Genomic DNA, 16,851 nt, shown 5'->3' on the forward strand with positions numbered 1-16,851 from the left:
AGGGTGAGGCAGGGGGAACGAGGCGCTCCGGCGGCCTCTGGCATGGGTGAGAGACCACATGGGGATCGAGGCAGAGACCGTGGAGCGGATGGTCGCGTGGCGGCGCGACCTGCACACCTATCCCGAACTGGCCTACCAGGAGGTCCGCACGGCGGATCTCGTCGCGCGGGAACTGGCCGCCTGCGGCCTGTCCGTGAAGACCGGGCTCGGGCGCACGGGCGTGGTCGGGACCCTGAGCCGGGGCGACGGCCCGACCATCGGCCTGCGGGCCGACATGGACGCCCTGCCGATCCAGGAGGCGACAGGCGTCGCCTACGCCTCCCGGACGCCCGGCGTGATGCATGCCTGCGGCCATGACGGCCACGTGGCGATGCTGCTCGGCGCGGCGCGGCATCTCGCGGCCCGCACCGACCTGACCGGGACGGTCCACTTCATCTTCCAGCCTGCGGAGGAGTGCGAGGGCGGCGGGCGCGCGATGGTCGAGGACGGCCTGTTCCGGCTGTTCCCCTGCGACTCCGTCTACGGGCTGCACAATTGGCCGGGCCTGCCCCTCGGGACCTTCGCGACCCGGGTCGGCGCCATCATGGCCTCCCTCGACACGTTCGAGATCGCGGTCACCGGATTCGGCACCCATGCGGCCATGCCGGAGCGCGGCACCGACACGCTCGTGGTCGTCTCCGAGATCGTCCTCGCCCTGCAGACCATCGTCAGCCGCCGCATCGCCCCCACGGAGCCGGTCGTGCTCAGCGTCACGCAGATCCACGGCGGCGACGCATACAACGTCATTCCCGACCACGCCGTCATCCGCGGCACGGTCCGCTGCCTGGACGAGGCGGTGCGCAAGCGCGTCGCGGAGCTCATCGAGGCCATCGCCGGCGGGACCGCCGGCACGCACGGCGCCCGCGCGGAGGTGGCGTACCGGTTCGGATACCCGGCCACGGTCAACACCGCCGATGCCGTCGGCACCGCCCTCGCGGCCGCCGGGACCGTCCCGGACATCACCGCGCGCCGTGGCGATGTCGGCCCCTCCATGGCGTCGGAGGATTTCGCCTACATGCTCGAAGCCTGCCCGGGCGCCTATGCCTGGATCGGCACCGACGGGACGCGGCCGAGCCTGCCGCTCCACAATCCGGGCTACGATTTCAACGACGAGGCCCTGCCGGTCGGCGCGGCCTACTGGGCTGCACTGGCCACACACAGCCTCGGGACCTGAGGCTGCGGGACGGAAGGCGCGGCCGCGGACATCGTCGGTCCGTCCGCGGCGCATGCTCCGGAATAACGCCCGCGCAGGCCGCGCGGGCGTATCTTGAGGGCGGGTGTCAGGCCGCCATCGGCGCGTAGCGCCGGTGACCCTTCACGTCGAAGCGGTCGAGCATCATGACCTTGTCCCAGGCCTTGACGAAGTCCGCCACGAAGCGCCGCTGGCCGTCGCTGCCCGCGTAGGCGTCGGCGATCGACCGGAGCTGTGCGTTCGACCCGAAGACGAGGTCGCTGCGGGTCGCCTCGAACTTCGTCTGGCCGCTCGCACGGTCCTTGAGCGCGAAGGTCATCCCGTCCGCATCCGCCTTCTCCCAGACCAGATCGACGTCGGTCAGGTTGCGGAAGAAGTCGGTCGTCAGCACCCCGATCCGATCGGTCAGGACGCCCCGGTTCGACCCGTCGTGGTTGGCGTTGAGCGCCCGCAGGCCGCCGGTCAGGACGGTCCATTCCGGGGCCGTCAACGTCAGCAGGTTGGCCTTGTCGAGGAACATCTCCTCCGGCGAGACGCTGCGGGTCATCTGCCCGAAGCCGTCATCGACGTAGTTGCGGAACCCGTCCACCACCGGCTTCAGCCACTCGAACATCTCGAGGTCCGTGAGCGCCTGGGTCGTGTCCACCCGGCCCGGCGTGAACGGCACCGGCGTGTCGACTCCGGCATCGCGGGCCGCCTTCTCCACGGCGACGCAGCCGCCGAGCACGATCAGGTCCGCGAGGGAGATCTTCTTCCCGTCGCTGCGCCCGCCGTTGAAGGTCGACATCACGTTGCGCAGGGCCTCGATCACCGGCGCGGCCCGGCGGTTGACGGCCCAATCCTTCTGCGGGGCGAGGGCGAGTCGGCCGCCATTGGCACCGCCGCGCTTGTCGCTGTCCCGATAGGTCGAGGCCGCCGAGAAGGCCGTGAAGGCCAGATCGGACACCGACAGGCCGGTCCCGGCGATCGCCTGCTTCAGCACGGCGATCTCGGCCTCGCCGACGAGGTCGTAGTCGCGCTCCGGCAGCGGATCCTGCCACAGGAGCCCGTCCTCGATCACCACCTCCGGGCCGAGATAGCGGTGCTTCGGACCCATGTCGCGGTGCGTGAGCTTGTACCACGCCTTGGAGAAGGCCTGGGTGAAGGCGTCGAAGTCGTTGAGGAACTTCTCGCAGACCTTGCGGTACTCGGGATCGACCTTGAGGGCGATGTCCGAGGTCATCATCATCAGCGGGTGCATCTGACCCGCGACATGGGCGTCCGGCGTCTTCGGCGCGTTGGGGTCCTTCGGCGTCCACTGGAGCGCCCCGGCCGGGCTCTTGGTCTGTTCCCACTCGAACTTGAAGAGGTTCTCCAGATAGGCGTTGTCCCACTTGGTCGGATCGGGCGTCCAGCTGCCCTCGATGCCGTTGGTCATCGTGTCCTTGCCGGAGCCGGACCCCTTCGGATTGTGCCAGCCGAGGCCCATCGCCTCCATCGGCGCCATCTCGGGGGGCGGACCGATCTCCTTGGCGGGGGTCATGCCGTGGCTCTTGCCGAAGGCGTGGCCGCCCGCGATCAGCGCCACGGTCTCCTCGTCGTTCATCGCCATGCGGGTGAAGGTCACCCGGATGTCGTTGGCCGACCCCTGCGGATCGCCGTTGGCGTAGGGTCCCTCGGGGTTCACGTAGATGAGCGCCTGGTGGGAGGCGGCGAGCGGGTTCTCCAGGTCGTAGTCGGCGTCGCCGTTCTTGCCGCGCCAGCGCTTGTCGCGGTTCACCATGTCGTCGAAGCTCGAGACCGAGCCCATCTCGACCACCTCGGGGCCCCAGTAGGTGGCGTTGTCCGCCTCCCAGGCGTCGAGCCGCCCGCCGCCGAACCCGTAGGTCGGCAGACCCATGATCTCCAGGGCGCAATTGCCTGTCAGGACCATCAGGTCGGCCCAGGACAGGGCGTTGCCGTACTTGTGCTTGATCGGCTGCAGGAGGCGGCGCGACTTGTCGGTGTTGCCGTTGTCCCACCAGCTGGAGATCGGCGCGAAGCGCTGCATCCCGGTGCCGGCGCCGCCGCGCCCGTCGGCGATCCGGTAGGTGCCGGCCGAGTGCCAGGCCATGCGGATCATCTGCGGGCCGTAATTGCCGTAGTCGGAGGGCCACCAGTCCACCGACGAGGTCAGGAACTGCTTGATGTCGCGCTTGAGCGCCTCGAAGTCGATCTTGGCGAACTCAGCCGCGTAGTCGAAATCCGGCCCGAGGGGATCGGCCGCCAGCCCGTTCTGGTGGAGCACTTCCACCCGCAGGCGATGGGGATACCAGTTCTCCAGCGTCGGACGGTTGCCGTGGGCGCCGCCGATCCGGTCGCCGCCGAACGGACACTTGCCCGCCATCGGGAACGTCGTGGTGTCCGTCTTGTCGATCGTCTCGCTCATCAGTGGTCCCCTAGGCATTGAGCCGCCGGCCGCCCGAGGCTCGGGCATCGAAGGCGGCGGGGCGGTGCAGGCAGTTCGAACCTCCGGGGAATCCCCGTCGCGCTCGAGGCTGGTGACGAAATGAGGCAGTCGCTCCCGGGATCAAGTTCGGAGCAGCGAAGTCCTTCCAAGGACCGGGGCAGGCGGCCTCGCAATAGTGCCGATGACATTGCCGTGATCCGACCCGCCGCCGCAGGCACCGACGGCGCGCGGGGATTCCACGTCGACACGGATACCCGCCCGGGGGTCGCTGATCCTCGCGAATCTGTGTCTCGGCGTCTCAGCGCACCACTTGGCGCACCCTCTGGCGTGAATCCGCTCCTCGTCAGGGCGCCGGACGCGCGCTGGCTGCCGGGGCGGCTCCGGCGGAGCCCGTCTCGGAACCGGTCACGACCTTTCGGGCCGCGGCCTGGCTCTGGCTGGCGTAATCGGGGGGCGATGCCGCGCCCTGCCAGATCAGCAGACCGGCCCATGCGGCGATCATCAGCGCCACACTCACGGCGAGCACGACGAGAACCGGCCTGCCCCGCCGGCCCTGGCGGCTCTCCTGAGCCGTGCGACGTTCGATCATCCGCTCCTCGCTGAGCCCGTCTTCAGACATCCGGGCTCAAACCCGCGACCCTGCGCCTGGGTCCCGCCCTGCGACGCTGTGCACCGCCGCCTCCCTCGGCCCCATTGGCGGCGATGCGCGAGGATCATACAGTCATACACATGACCTTCACGCCTGCGCCGCAGCCCGATCTCCGTCTGCCGCTCTATCAGCGACTGCGCGACGCGATCGCCTTCCAGATCGCGCGCAACGTCTGGCGGTCGGGCGAACCGATTCCCACGGAGGCGGAACTCGCGGCGACCCATCGTGTCGCCATCGGCACCGTGCGCAAGGCGATCGATGTCCTGGTCGCCGACGGCTTGGTGGAGCGCCAGCAGGGCCGCGGCACCTTCGTCCGCCGGCCGCGCTTCGACCGATCCTTGTTCCGGTTCTTCCGGCATCTGGGGCCGGATGGGAGCCAGGCCGTGCCGGAAGGGCGGATCCTGCTGCGCGAGGCCCGGCCGGCGCCCGCGGCCGTGCGCGAAGCCCTCGGCCCCGACGCAGGCGGCGAGGCGATCCGCCTGATCCGGACGCGGCTTCTGCAGGGCCGACCGATCCTGTCCGAGGAGATCTGGCTGCCGGCCGCACGCTTCGCACCGCTCCTCGAGGCGCCGCTGACGGAGATCGGCGATCTGCTCTACCCCGCCTACGAGCGCCTGTGCGGCGAGATCGTCGCCCGGGCGGAGGAGACCCTGACGGTCGGCATCGCCGATGCGACCGACGCCGAGCGCCTCGGGATCGCGGAGGGCGAGCCCGTCGTCGTGATCGCGCGCCTCGCCTTCGGCTTCGATGCCCGCCCGATCGAGTGGCGCGTGACGCGCGGCGCCGCCAAGGACTTCCGGTACCACATCGACATCCGGTGAAAGGCCGCCGGCTTGACGGGCCATCGGGCCCATGCTCATTAAGTCATATAAATGACTAGTCCTCTTTAGAGGGCGGAGGAAAGCCCGTGTTCCGCTGGTACCGTGAGGTCGGTCCGGCCGAGCGTCGCACCTTCTGGGCCTGTCTGGGCGGGTGGTCGCTCGACGCCCTGGACGTGCAGATGTTCAGCCTCGCCATCCCCGCCCTGGTCGCGAGCTTCGGGCTCAGCCGCCCGGAGGCCGGCCTGATCGGCGCGGTCACGCTGGTCGCGGCGGCGATCGGCGGCTGGCTCGGCGGCCTCATGGCGGATCGGATCGGCCGCGTCCGGGCCCTCCAGATCACGGTGCTGTGGTTCGCGGTCGCGACCTTCCTGGCGGCCTTCGCGCAGAGCTTCGGCCAGCTCTTGATCGTGAAGGCGCTGCAGGGGATCGGCTTCGGCGCCGAATGGGCGGCCGGCGCGGTCCTGATGGCGGATGCCATTCGGCCCGAGCATCGCGGCAAGGCGCTGGGCGCCGTCCAGGGCGGCTGGGCGCTCGGCTGGGGCGCGGCCGTGCTCCTCTCTACCGCGGCCTTCTCCGTATTGGATCAGGAGACCGCCTGGCGGGCTCTGTTCGCCTGCGGCCTCGCGCCCGCGCTCCTCGTCCTCTACCTCCGCCGCTCGGTCCCGGAGCCGGTCCGACCGGCCGCCGGACCGACCCGGCCGGCCATCGGGCCGCTCCTGATCTTCTCGCCCGGCCTGCGCCGGATCACGGTGATCGGGACGCTGCTCGGGCTGGGGGCGCACGGGGGCTTCCACGCCCTGTTCACGTGGCTGCCCACGTATCTGAGCGTCGAGCGCGGCGCCTCCGTGGCGGGCACCGGGCTCTACCTCGCGATCATCATCGCGGCCTTCGGCCTGGGCTGCCTCGTGGCGGGCGGCCTCGTGGACCGGCTCGGCCGCCGGCGGACGGTGGCGTTGTTCGCCGCCGGCTGCATGGCCCTGGTCGTCCTCTACCTGCTGGTGCCGGTCGGCGGCACGGGGCTGCTCCTTCTCGGCGCCCCGCTCGGTTTCTGCACGGCCGGGATCCCCGCGAGTCTCGCCGCTCTGTTCAGCGAGCTCTTCCCGGACGGCCTGCGCGGGACCGGGATGGGCTTCTGCTACAATGCCGGCCGTCTCGCCTCCGGGGTGCTGCCCCTCGGCGTCGGCCTGCTCAGCGAGATCTGCGGCCTTGGGACGGCGATCGGCCTGTCGGCCATCGGCGCCTACGGGCTCGTCCTCCTCGCCGTCGCGCTCCTGCCGGATCGGCAGTCCGGCGGCGCGCTGCTCCCCTAGACCGTGAGATGATCCGATGAACCGGCGCCTGTTCTGCCGTACCCTGTTCGCGGGCGGCGTCGCGCTCGCATTCCCCGTCCGCGGCCGGGCGGCCGAGACGGGCCTCGACGCGCGCGACGGCGTGGCGGCGGTGGATACCCACGCCCACGTCTTCACCCGGACCCTCACCCTGGTCGGGGACCGGCGCTACGCCCCGGCCTACGACGCGAGCGTCGCCGATTATCGCGCCATGCTGGACCGGAACGGCATGGCGCGCGGCGTGCTGATCCAGCCGAGCTTCCTCGGCACCGACAACAGCTACATGGTCTCGGCCCTGCGATCCGCCCCGGAGCGGCTGCGCGGCATCGCGGTGCTGGACCCCGCGGCGGAGACGGTCACCCTGCGCGATCTCGCCGACCAAGGCGTCGTCGGTCTGCGCCTCAACCTGATCGGCCGGCCGGACCCGGAGTTCGGCAGTCCGGTCTGGCGGGCCCACCTCGCCCGCGTGGCGGATCTCGGCTGGCAGATCGAGGTCCAGGCCGAGGCGCGGCGCCTCGCGCATCTGCTGCCGCCGCTGATCGAAGCGGGCGTCCCGGTGGTGGTCGATCATTTCGGCCGGATCGACCCCGCCCTCGGCATCGCCGATCCGGGCTTCGCCGACCTCCTCGGCTTCGGCCGCGGCGGCCGCGTCTGGGTCAAGCTCTCGGGCGCCTACCGCATCGGCAGCGGCGCGGCCGGCCGGCAGACGGCGCTGCAGGCGGCCGAGCGCCTGCGTGGTGCCTTCGGTGCGCGGCGCCTGCTCTGGGGCAGCGACTGGCCGCACACGCAGTTCGAGACCCAGGCCAGCCCCGCCGAGGCGCGGCGCGACCTCGACGCCTGGGTACCCGACCCGGCCGAGCGCCGGATCATCCTGGGCGAGACGCCCGCCGCCCTTTTCCGCTTCGACCACTGAGCCGCCCGGCGCGCGCCAGCCCGGATTTCAACGAGGACAGGACCATGGCAACACCGACCATGCCTCACGGGGCGGACGCGGCCGCCTTCGAGAGCCGAACGATGCGGAAGGTCGGCCTGCGCCTGATCCCCTTCCTCGTGCTCTGCTACTTCATCGCCTACGTCGACCGGGTGAATGTCGGATTCGCGGCGCTGACCATGAACCGCGACCTCGGCCTTTCCGCCGCGGCCTTCGGCCTGGGCGGCGGCCTGTTCTTCGTGGCCTACGTGCTGTTCGAGGTGCCGAGCAACCTCGCCATGGAGCGGGTCGGCGCCCGGATCTGGATCGCGCGGATCATGATCACCTGGGGGCTCGTCGGCATCGGTTCGGCCTTCGTCACCGGTCCGGCGAGCTTCGCCACCGCCCGCTTCCTGCTCGGCGCGGCCGAGGCCGGCTTCTTCCCCGGCGTGATCCTGTACCTGACCTACTGGTTCCCCAAGGCCTACCGGGCGCGGATCGTGGCGATGTTCATGGTCGCGATCCCGCTCTCCAGCTTCTTCGGCTCGCCGCTCTCGGCGGCGCTGCTCACCCTCGACGGGGCCGCGTCCCTGCGCGGCTGGCAGTGGCTGCTGATCATGGAGGCGATCCCGGCCGTCCTCCTCGGCATCGCCGCCCTGGCGCTGCTGCCGAGCCGGCCGGCCGAGGCGGCCTTCCTGAGCCCGGCGGAGCGCCGATGGCTGGCGGACCGGCTGGAGACCGAGCGCCGCGCCGCGGAGGCGGGTTCATCGCACCACGCCCACGGCCTCGCGGCGGTGTGGGCGGTGCTCGCCAGCCGTCAGGTCTGGCTCCTCGCCGTGATCTACGCGGGCAGTTCGGCCACCAGCAACACGCTGTCGCTGTGGATGCCGCAGATCCTCAAGGGGTTCGGCCTCAGCAACCTGGAGACCGGCCTGCTGAGCATGATCCCCTTCGGCATCGCCTCGGTGTTCATGATCGTCTGGGGCCTGCGGGCGGACCGCAGCGGCGAGCGCATCTGGAGCACGGCCCTGCCGCTGGCACTGACCTCGCTGAGCTTCGCCCTGACCCTGCTGACGGGCTCCCTCTGGATCACCCTGGTCCTGCTCTCGCTGGTCCTGCTCGGCAATTACGCGATCAAGGGCCCGTTCTTCGCCCTGGCGACCGAGACGCTGCCGCCGGCCCAGACGGCGGCCGGCATCGCGGCGATCAACACGCTGGCGCATCTGGGGACCGGAGCGATCACCTCGCTGATCGGGGTGCTGCGCGAGCAGACCGGCAGCTTCCCCGTCGCCCTGCTGCCGCTCTGCGCCCTCACGGGCATCGGCTGTGCCCTGGTCTTCTGGATCGGCCGGCACCCGTCGCGGCCGCCGGCCGTCGGCCCGGCCCCGTCGATTGCGGGGGGCTGAAGCGGTGGGGAACCGGCCGGCCGCGCGTCGATCCCGCGACCGGCCTCCTCGGCGATCCCGCGCCGCCATGCCATGATGGCGCGGGAGGATTCGACATGCACGACAGCGGCGACGATCACACGCACCCGCATGCGCACGACGAGGCCCACGAGCCGGGCGCCCCGGAGCGGTGGAAGCACGACGGCGTGCGGGTCATCCCGGGCGACCGGCTTGATGCCAACACCGCGCAGACGCCCGGCATGTTCCGGCAGGCGGCCGTCAACGCCGCCCGGGTCGGCGCCCAGAAGATCTGGGCCGGCACGGTGGCGATCCAGCCCGACGCCAAGACCGGCGTGCACCATCACGGCGAGCTGGAGAGCGTGATCTACGTGGTCTCCGGCCGGGCCCGGATGCGCTGGGGCGACAAGCTCGAATACGTGGCCGAGGCCGGCCCCGGCGACTTCATCTTCGTGCCGCCCTTCGTGCCGCACCAGGAGATCAACGCCTCGACCGACGAGCCCCTGCATTGCGTGCTGGTGCGCTCCGACAACGAGGCGGTGGTGGTCAACCTGCCCGATGTCGAGGCCGCCGAGACGCCCGAGACCGTCTACTGGGTCGATCCGATCCACAGGCATCCGTGAGCGACCGGCGCCCGCGGCGATAGGCCGGACGCCGCGCCCCGGCGGCCGCGTCGAGTGCGGAAGCGGCCTCGCCCGGCCGGCCCACCGCGTCTTCCCCCCCGGATGCCCCGCCGGCCTCAGACGGGCCCCGATCCGGGATGCGGGCCCATGCGGCGGCGGTCGTGTTCGATGGCGAAGACATGGGCGTAGAGGTTGGCGACCCAGCCCCGGCCCTCGACCGTGAGGTCGAGGAAGCGGATCGCATCCCCGATCACGGGCTCGATCTTGCCCCAGAAGAAGGACGGATAGCGCTCGGCAAGGTCGGCCGGGCTGTCGTAGCCGAGTTCCGCGTTGACGCCGATCTCGGCGAATTCGTGAAACAGCGCATTCAACTTGCGCGGATAAAGCGGGTCGCCGAGCTGCCCGATCAGGTCGGCCGCCCGCAACAGGCCCGCCTCGGTCCCGGTCTCGCGATGCGCGTCGTCTTCCGGCACCGGGAAGCGGGTCAGCTCGATCGCCCGGATGACCCGGCCCGCATCGACGAGATCGTGCGTGCCGAAGCGCTCCTGGACAGCGAGTTTCGAGCGCTCGACGTGATACGGCGCCAGCGCCGCATCGGAGGCCCCGCGGGGCAGGCACACGGTCCCGCCCCGCGCGTCGATGACGAAGGCCTGGGCCCGGTCGCCCGCGCAGACGCCGCGCACGTAACCGATGTCGTGGTAGAGAGCGGCCAGGATCATGTGCAGCCAGTCCTCCGGCGTGACACCCTCGTGCAGGAAGCGGCCGCGCAGGATGTCCTGGGCGACCAGGGTGACGAGGGCCGTATGATCGCCGTCATGGTAGAGGGCATCGCTCCCGACGATCCGCTCGATCGTCAGGCGCGCCGAGGCCTCGATGATCTCGGCATAGCGCGGCTCCCGGCTGCCGAAGGTCCGCTGGTAGGTGACGGCGAGGTGCTCGCCGAGGGCATCGGCGAGCATCTTGGTCGCGTCGAACATGGTCGGGCCTCGCCGTCAGCTGCGGCCGGCGGCGACGCGCCGGGCCGGGTCGGTGCAGATCACGTGGACCGCTCCCCGCGTTGCACCAGCCGTTCTTCGAGATAGGCCGCCGCATCCGCGTAGAGTTCGTAGCGGCGGAGCAGGACCGCGCGCTTCTCGGCCGGCGTCGCCGCATCGAGCTTGCCATGGGCCTTGTCGGCGCGGGCGCGCATCTTCCTGGCGAGCTTCTCGAACGCCGCGTCGATCCGGGCGCCGACCTTCTCGCCTTCGGCCCGCGCCGGATCCAGATCGCCCGGCGCCCGCCCAGGCGGGGGCTTCGTCGCTTCTCCAGCCATGACGCGTCTCCGGTCGCGGTGCTCCGTGGCCGAAGCGTATGACGGAACGATCACGGGGGCGATACCGGATCGTCCGCCCGCGGACCGATCGCTTCTCAGGCCTGTCACGGAAGGCTGCTCTAGCTCGGCCGTCCGACACGCAGGGGGACCCGCGATGAGGCTCGACGACAGTGCTGCCCTGGATGCCGCCCTGGAGGCGATCCGGCGCGACCTTGCCGACAGCTACGATGAGGAGGTGGAACTCGGGCTCGAGGAGGAGCGCCTCGATCGGCTCGCCGCCGACGGCGCACAGCCCGAGCGCCTGGACCGCAAGGTCTATTTCCGCGAACTGCTGCGCCTGCAGCACGAACTGGTCCGCCTCCAGGACTGGGTGCAGGATCGGAAGCTGCGTGTCGTCGTCCTCTTCGAGGGCCGCGATTCGGCCGGGAAGGGCGGCGTGATCAAGCGGATCACCCAGCGCCTCAACCCCCGCGTCTGCCGCGTGGCCGCCCTGCCGGCCCCGAGCGAGCGCGAGCGGACGCAATGGTACTTCCAGCGCTACGTCTCTCACCTGCCGGCCGGCGGGGAGATCGTGCTGTTCGACCGGTCCTGGTACAACCGCGCCGGGGTCGAGCGGGTGATGGGCTTCTGCACCGAGGCGGAGGTCGAGGAGTTCTTCCGCTCGGTGCCCGAGTTCGAGCGGATGCTGGTGCGCTCCGGCATCGTCCTCCTCAAATACTGGTTCTCGATCACCGACGCGGAACAGGAATTCCGCTTCCAGATGCGGATCCGCGATCCGCTCAAGCAGTGGAAGCTGTCGCCGATGGACGTCGAGTCGCGTCGGCGCTGGGAGGATTACACGCGGGCGAAGGAGGACATGCTGGCGCGCACCCACATCCCCGAGGCGCCCTGGCGGGTGGTCGAGGCGGTGGACAAGCGCCGGGCCCGCCTGAACTGCATCAGCCATCTGCTCGGCCAGATCCCGTACGGCAGCGTGGAGCACCCGCCGGTCCACCTGCCGGCCCGCCTGCGGCATGCGGATTACGTGCGCGGTCCGGTCCCCGCCGAGATGTACGTGCCGGACGCGTACTGAACGGGGCGCCGCGGCCCGGGGCGGGAGTCGTGATCCTGTCGTGCAGACGCCGCTATAGCGCCGCCATGGCGAAGCGCCCGATGACCCTCGACCTGTTCACGACCCTCGACATCGTCGATGACGACGTCTCGGCCGTCGTGGACGCGTATCTGGCCGATCCCACGCCCGGCTCTGTGGCGTTCGGGGACGGCTTCCGCATCGACCCTGCGGTGGCGGTGGCCTCGCATCCCTTCGCCCGGACGCTGATCGATCAGCCCTGGGCCGATACCGGACTGCGCCGGGCGGCGATCCGCGCCGCCATCCTGCTGGCGGAGCCCGAACGGGTCTGATCGAACCGGGCCGTTCGGCCCGTGACTGTCGCGCTCGGGATGGCGGGCCCCGTCGCACCGCCGGCGCGGTCGCGTCGCGGCGGCGCCCGGTCGGCCCGCTTGCGCGCGATCTGCGCCCGATCTTCGCCCGATCTTCGCCCGTGCCGGACCTCCTCCTAAAGCGGTATGCGCGCGGCCTTCCATCGGCGCGGCGACCCGGATCTATCCTGGGGCGATCACGGGGCGGATGGACGGCCCGCCGCCACGGTGAACGATTGGTTTACCCAATCGGCAAACTTGCACCGACCGCCCCGATCCGGATGCGATCGGCCGGCGTTCTACGGGCAGTTCCACCGGAGACGTGCTGCCATGCTGATCTTGAATCCGCTGACCGGACAAACCGTCGAGGTGCGTGTTCCCCGGCCGAAGCCGAAAGCCGCCTGAACGCGCGTCGCGTTCCGCTCGGCGGGCGGCCCCGGAGGCCTCCCGCGCTCCGCTCGCTTCCCCTGCACGTCCGCGGCATCGGCGGCGTGCCCCTCCAGGCCCGCCCACGCCATGATGCCGACCGACCTCGACAGACCCGCCGAACTGACCCTGTGGCCGGGCTACGCGCCCGCCCGGGTCGCCGACTCGCGCAGCTTCCCGACGCTGCGGGCCGCCCTGGCCGCCGCGGTCGCGGCGATCGACGCCGAGGATGCTAGCCCGTGGATCATCACGGAGGACGGCGACATCCTCGCGCCGGGATGGATCCGGGCGAACTCCGCGGAGACCCGTCGCCAATAGCCGGCCGTCAGCCCGCGATCCCGGGCGCCCTCCGGTAATCGCTCGGTGAGAGTCCGTAGCTCTCCTTGAAGCGTCGGCTGAAGTGGCTCTGGGTACTGAAGCCGCAGCTATAGGCCAGCTCGCCCACGGACAGGTGGCTGAAGCCGGGATCCGTGAGCCGCTGTGCGGCGCTCTCCAAACGCCGCCGCCAGATCCAGTCTGCGATGTTGCGGTCCTGCTCGCGGAACAGCGTCTGCAGGTGGCGCAGCGACACGCCGACCGCCGCCGCGAGCTGGGCGGGGTCGAGATTCACGTCGCCCAGATTGGCCTCGATATGGGCCAAGGCGCGCTGAAAGATGAGGATCCCCTGGATGTTCCTCGGGGGCTCGTGGGCGAGGCGCTCCGCGATGCTGGCGACCACCAGATCGACGCCGATCGAGGCCATGCGGTTCGCCATGTCCGGGGTCATCTGACCGGCGGTGCGGGCGAGTTCCTGGAAGAAGGTCGTGACCATCGACGTGCCGACCTGGTCGGCCCCGATCGTCAGGGCCGTGAAGCGGCGCGTCGAGCCGAGCGCCCGTTCCAGGCACGCGCGCGGCATCTCGATGAACAGCGTCTGCGTGTCGCCATCCGAACCCATGACGGCTGGCCGCCGATCCATCACGACGATGTCGCCGGGATTTTGGATCGCCGTGCGATCGTCCTGCGCGCTGAACACGCGGCCCTTCAGGGTGATCGCGACGTTCAGCGTCTCGTATTTGCCGTGCCGCCGGATCGTGTCCGGGGTCGCGACGGTCGTGACGGCACTCTGCGTCACCCGGGTGATGAGCAGAGGTCCGACCTCGGCGGCCTCCAGGGAGCCGGCGAATCCGTGAGCGGCGGTGGGCGTAAGTTCGACAGGCACAATGCGATCGAAGATCGTCTCACGCCAGAAGCGGAAACTGTCTTCTGGCGCGTAATCCGCCGTCGAGAACAAAGTCCTCATTGCAACTTCTTGTATTCGGGCGCCCGCGTGCGCGCTCAGGAAAACGGTAGCACGCTTCCAGGCAAGCGCAATGGGACGGACCAACCTATGAAGGTTTTCATCCCATTCAGGAGGCCGCCCCGTGTCCCCATCGACTCCGATGAGCCCCCAATCCAATATCGAGCTGGTTGCTGGGCTCGTCGTTGCCTACGTGTCGAATAACCGGGTCCCCGTGAGCGAACTGCCGGCCCTGATCGCGCAGTGCCACAGCGCGATCAGCGCGCTGGCGTATCCCGGGAGCGGGCCGGTGACGGCGGCCCCGGATCTGCAGGTGCGGCTCGACAAGCCGAGCGCGGCACAGGTCCGCGGCTCGGTCCGGCCCGACGGCATCATGAGCTTCATCGACGGGCGCGTCTACAAGACCCTCAAGCGCCATCTGACGGCGCATGGGCTGGACCCGCAGAGCTATCGCGCGCGCTTCGGCCTGCCGGGCGACTATCCGATGGTCGCCCGGGAATATGCCGAACGCCGGGCCGCGCTGGCGCGTGCGATCGCCCAGGGCGTGCCCCGCGACCGGGCCGCCTGAGCCGGCGGATCCCGACGGGCTGAGGCCGCCCCACCTCGGATTCCGACGAGGAGGTTCTCCTGACCGGGCAACGGGCCGTCTTCCCGGGGCCGATGACCCACCGGGAGACCGGCGTTTCCGAAAGGCCCGGCGTCCCGCGCTTCAGGCGGCCGCATGCCGGCCGTCCGGCAGCAGATCCCGGCTGGCCTGTTCGATACGCTTGAGCCAGTCCTCGGCCGACTCCGCCCGCACGATCGCGGCCTCGGCGCGCTCGTCGGCGTCCCGGACCCGCCCGTCGGCCAGCGCCTCGACCTCGCGGACGCGCAGTGCCGCCTGGGTCTGCACCTCCTGCAGATGCGCCCGCAGCGCCTCGATTTCCTGCCGGGCCGCCTGCAGCTCCGCAGACAGGGTCTCGCAGGTGGCGGATCGCTGGCGCAGGCGCTGATCCTGCTCCTGGGCCGCGATGCTCGCGGCCGACAGCGTGTCCAGAACCTGGCTCCAGTCCGCATCCGGCCGCGACGGTGGCTCGGACGGTGGCTCGGACGGCGTCTCGGGACCCGCTCCGGAGGCCGCCACCGGGAGCGGCCCGGCGACCGCCGGATTGCCGTCGGCGGTCGCCGGGGCCGGCTCCGCGCGCGCGATGCGTGCGTCGAGCTCTGCCCAGAAGGCCGCGTTCATCGCCGCCGCGATCCGGCCGGGCCCGCGCGGGTCACGAGGCCGCCCGGGTGGCGGAGGCCCGGGTCCGGGCGTCCTGTGGGCCCGCCTGCGTCACGAACTCCGCGTCGATCGTCTCGGCGATGCGTTGGAGCATGAGTTCCGCCGCTGCAGCCCGCTCTTCGGCGGCCGCGGCCCGGTCCTCGGCGGCCTGGATCAGTTTGATCGCCTGCGCATGGACCTCGTGGGTCTCCCGCTCGGCCGCCTGCACCTGGGCGCGGGCCGCATCCATGTCGGCCCGCACCTGCCGCAGGAGATCCTGGACGTGCGTCTCCTGCTCCTGCGCCCGGTCTTCGACGTCCCGGATGTACCGGGCCGCGCCCTGCACCCGCTCCAGCAGGTCCGGCCACCGCTCCACCGGCGACGGGTTCGGATTCCGGCCCTGCGCGGTGGCGCGCTCGTCCGCGGCGAGAAGGACCAGGTTGCCGGTCCGAATCCGGGTCGTCGGCTCGCGGACGTCGCGCGCGGCGGCTTCGATCGGTGTCAGCGTCTCGGCCTTAGGGTGCTTCGTCTGTTCCATCACGCGTCCTGCCGGCAGGGTGCAGCGCAAGCCTCCGATGAGGCATCGGTGTCCGTCCCACACCGATGGAAAATGGTTAACAACTCCTTAACACTCGCGCTAGGGTTGCGTTCGAGCGGCCATGATCGCCTGTCGCTGCACGCCGGACCGCCGGATCGGGCTGTCGGCTCAGGGGTAGCGGACGGGCTGCGGATCCTCCGGCAGGGGGATGAATTCGGCGTCGTTCGGCACCGTGTCGAACCGGCCCTGGCGCCAATCCTCCTTGGCCTGCGCGATCCGCTCGGGGCGGGAGGAGACGAAGTTCCACCACAAGTGGCGTGGACCATCCATCGGCTCGCCGCCCAGCACCATGAACCGGGCCCCCTCCAGGGCGCGCACGCTGATGCGGTCGCCGGGCCGGAACACCAGCAGCTGGCCGGGCCCGAAGCCGTCGCCGGCGATCTCGATGGCGCCCGCCACCGTGTAGATCGCCCGCTCGTCGTAGGTCGGATCGAGGGGCAGGACGGCCCCGGCCTCGAGCGCCACGTCGGCGTAGACCATCGGGCTCGAGGTGCGCACCGGCGAGCGTGCGCCGAAGGCCTCGCCCGCGATCAGCCGGACGGTCTTGCCTTCGCCGGTGAGGACCGGCAGCGCGGCGGCGTCGTAATGCTCGAAGGCGGGGGCGTTCTCCTCGTCCCGGTCGGTGAGGGCGACCCAGCTCTGGATGCCGAACAGCCGGGAGCCGGTCTGCCGCAGCGTCGGGGCCGTGCGCTCCGAATGGGTGATGCCGCGGCCCGCGGTCATCCAGTTCAGCTCGCCCGGCCGGATCGGCAACTCCGTGCCGAGGCTGTCGCGGTGCATGATCTCGCCGTCGAACAGGTAGGTGACGGTGGAGAGGCCGATATGCGGATGCGGCCGCACGTCCATGCCCTGCCCGAGCAGGAACTCGGAGGGGCCCATCTGATCGAAGAAGATGAAGGGGCCGACCATCCGGCACTCGGTGGAGGGCAGCGCCCGCCGCACCGCGAAGGAGCCGAGATCGCGCGAGCGGGGCACGATCAGGGTCCGGATCGCGTCGCAGCTGAAATGGTCGCCCGGGATCGGATCCTCGGCACTGTGCCAGCTCATCGCCTTGCTCCTTCGCGCGGGGAGGGAGGAGCGCCATCGGCTGCTGCGCGGCGCCCCGGATGGCGGAGCCGACATCGTTCGGGATCGGCCGGCCATCCGCAGGCATCCTGGACCGGGACCGCACGAGTTGAAAC

Annotated in this window: 18 protein-coding genes; 10 read left to right on the forward strand and 8 right to left on the reverse strand. The window is 70.9% G+C overall.

Annotation, left to right across the window (positions count from 1 at the left end; all coding sequences use genetic code 11):
- Positions 1-58 precede the first annotated feature (58 nt).
- Positions 59-1,213 carry a M20 aminoacylase family protein gene (locus P9K36_RS27250; RefSeq protein WP_043760015.1) on the forward strand — a complete coding sequence of 385 codons (1,155 nt, stop codon included), beginning with the start codon at positions 59-61 and terminating at the stop codon, positions 1,211-1,213.
- Between the two features lie 106 nt (positions 1,214-1,319).
- Here P9K36_RS27250 and katG read toward each other — a convergent pair whose 3' ends face one another.
- Both katG and P9K36_RS27260 read right to left on the reverse strand, forming a co-directional pair.
- Entirely contained in the window at positions 1,320-3,638 is a 2,319-nt protein-coding gene (gene katG, locus P9K36_RS27255) for a catalase/peroxidase HPI (RefSeq protein WP_043760017.1), read from the reverse strand.
- Between the two features lie 364 nt (positions 3,639-4,002).
- Positions 4,003-4,248, reverse strand: a complete 246-nt coding sequence (locus tag P9K36_RS27260; RefSeq protein WP_043389089.1) for a hypothetical protein — start codon at positions 4,246-4,248, stop codon at positions 4,003-4,005.
- Between the two features lie 140 nt (positions 4,249-4,388).
- Between P9K36_RS27260 and P9K36_RS27265 the strand changes: the two genes are divergently transcribed.
- The 5 genes from P9K36_RS27265 (at position 4,389) to P9K36_RS27285 (ending at position 9,393) form a co-directional block, all read left to right on the forward strand.
- Positions 4,389-5,129: a GntR family transcriptional regulator gene (locus P9K36_RS27265; RefSeq protein ID WP_043357911.1), complete on the forward strand. Its 741-nt coding sequence runs from the start codon at positions 4,389-4,391 to the stop codon at positions 5,127-5,129.
- An 86-nt stretch (positions 5,130-5,215) separates the two neighbouring features.
- Positions 5,216-6,439 (forward strand): MFS transporter, encoded by a 1,224-nt coding sequence (locus P9K36_RS27270; protein ID WP_043760019.1) that lies wholly within the window; start codon positions 5,216-5,218, stop codon positions 6,437-6,439.
- Positions 6,440-6,455: 16 nt separating this feature from the next.
- Positions 6,456-7,370 (forward strand): amidohydrolase family protein, encoded by a 915-nt coding sequence (locus P9K36_RS27275; RefSeq protein ID WP_043389084.1) that lies wholly within the window; start codon positions 6,456-6,458, stop codon positions 7,368-7,370.
- Positions 7,371-7,414: 44 nt separating this feature from the next.
- Positions 7,415-8,773: an MFS transporter gene (locus P9K36_RS27280; protein WP_100794051.1), complete on the forward strand. Its 1,359-nt coding sequence runs from the start codon at positions 7,415-7,417 to the stop codon at positions 8,771-8,773.
- 95 nt (positions 8,774-8,868) lie between these two features.
- Positions 8,869-9,393 carry a cupin domain-containing protein gene (locus P9K36_RS27285; protein ID WP_043389080.1) on the forward strand — a complete coding sequence of 175 codons (525 nt, stop codon included), beginning with the start codon at positions 8,869-8,871 and terminating at the stop codon, positions 9,391-9,393.
- A gap of 116 nt (positions 9,394-9,509) precedes the next feature.
- On the opposite strand, the gene P9K36_RS27290 is transcribed toward P9K36_RS27285, so the two are convergent.
- Both P9K36_RS27290 and P9K36_RS27295 read right to left on the reverse strand, forming a co-directional pair.
- Complete coding sequence (locus P9K36_RS27290) at positions 9,510-10,370, reverse strand: hypothetical protein (protein ID WP_043357896.1); 861 nt, start codon at positions 10,368-10,370, stop codon at positions 9,510-9,512.
- Positions 10,371-10,429: 59 nt separating this feature from the next.
- On the reverse strand, positions 10,430-10,705 hold the full coding sequence (locus P9K36_RS27295; protein ID WP_043389079.1) for a hypothetical protein: 276 nt from the start codon (positions 10,703-10,705) through the stop codon (positions 10,430-10,432).
- A gap of 154 nt (positions 10,706-10,859) precedes the next feature.
- Between P9K36_RS27295 and ppk2 the strand changes: the two genes are divergently transcribed.
- The 3 genes from ppk2 to P9K36_RS27310 all read left to right on the forward strand — a co-directional run bounded on the left by ppk2 (position 10,860) and on the right by P9K36_RS27310 (position 12,868).
- Positions 10,860-11,777: a polyphosphate kinase 2 gene (gene ppk2, locus P9K36_RS27300; protein ID WP_043357892.1), complete on the forward strand. Its 918-nt coding sequence runs from the start codon at positions 10,860-10,862 to the stop codon at positions 11,775-11,777.
- Between the two features lie 80 nt (positions 11,778-11,857).
- The gene (locus tag P9K36_RS27305; RefSeq protein WP_124262955.1) at positions 11,858-12,106 is read left to right on the forward strand and encodes a hypothetical protein; all 249 of its coding nucleotides are present in this window, start codon (positions 11,858-11,860) and stop codon (positions 12,104-12,106) included.
- 534 nt (positions 12,107-12,640) lie between these two features.
- Positions 12,641-12,868, forward strand: coding sequence for a hypothetical protein (locus tag P9K36_RS27310; RefSeq protein ID WP_043389075.1), 228 nt, complete (start codon positions 12,641-12,643; stop codon positions 12,866-12,868).
- A 7-nt stretch (positions 12,869-12,875) separates the two neighbouring features.
- On the opposite strand, the gene P9K36_RS27315 is transcribed toward P9K36_RS27310, so the two are convergent.
- Positions 12,876-13,832, reverse strand: a complete 957-nt coding sequence (locus P9K36_RS27315) for a helix-turn-helix domain-containing protein (RefSeq protein WP_043357887.1) — start codon at positions 13,830-13,832, stop codon at positions 12,876-12,878.
- Positions 13,833-13,971: 139 nt separating this feature from the next.
- Here P9K36_RS27315 and P9K36_RS27320 point away from each other — a divergent pair, with 139 nt between their 5' ends.
- Complete coding sequence (locus tag P9K36_RS27320; RefSeq protein ID WP_043389073.1) at positions 13,972-14,397, forward strand: MucR family transcriptional regulator; 426 nt, start codon at positions 13,972-13,974, stop codon at positions 14,395-14,397.
- A 141-nt stretch (positions 14,398-14,538) separates the two neighbouring features.
- On the opposite strand, the gene P9K36_RS27325 is transcribed toward P9K36_RS27320, so the two are convergent.
- The 3 genes from P9K36_RS27325 to P9K36_RS27335 all read right to left on the reverse strand — a co-directional run bounded on the left by P9K36_RS27325 (position 14,539) and on the right by P9K36_RS27335 (position 16,717).
- Positions 14,539-15,054, reverse strand: a complete 516-nt coding sequence (locus P9K36_RS27325; RefSeq protein ID WP_043389071.1) for a hypothetical protein — start codon at positions 15,052-15,054, stop codon at positions 14,539-14,541.
- 31 nt (positions 15,055-15,085) lie between these two features.
- Positions 15,086-15,610, reverse strand: coding sequence for a hypothetical protein (locus P9K36_RS27330; RefSeq protein ID WP_043389068.1), 525 nt, complete (start codon positions 15,608-15,610; stop codon positions 15,086-15,088).
- 168 nt (positions 15,611-15,778) lie between these two features.
- Positions 15,779-16,717, reverse strand: a complete 939-nt coding sequence (locus tag P9K36_RS27335; RefSeq protein WP_043389064.1) for a pirin family protein — start codon at positions 16,715-16,717, stop codon at positions 15,779-15,781.
- Positions 16,718-16,851 lie beyond the last annotated feature (134 nt).

The organism is Methylobacterium sp. 391_Methyba4 (assembly GCF_029691625.1).
Lineage (GTDB): Bacteria > Pseudomonadota > Alphaproteobacteria > Rhizobiales > Beijerinckiaceae > Methylobacterium > Methylobacterium fujisawaense.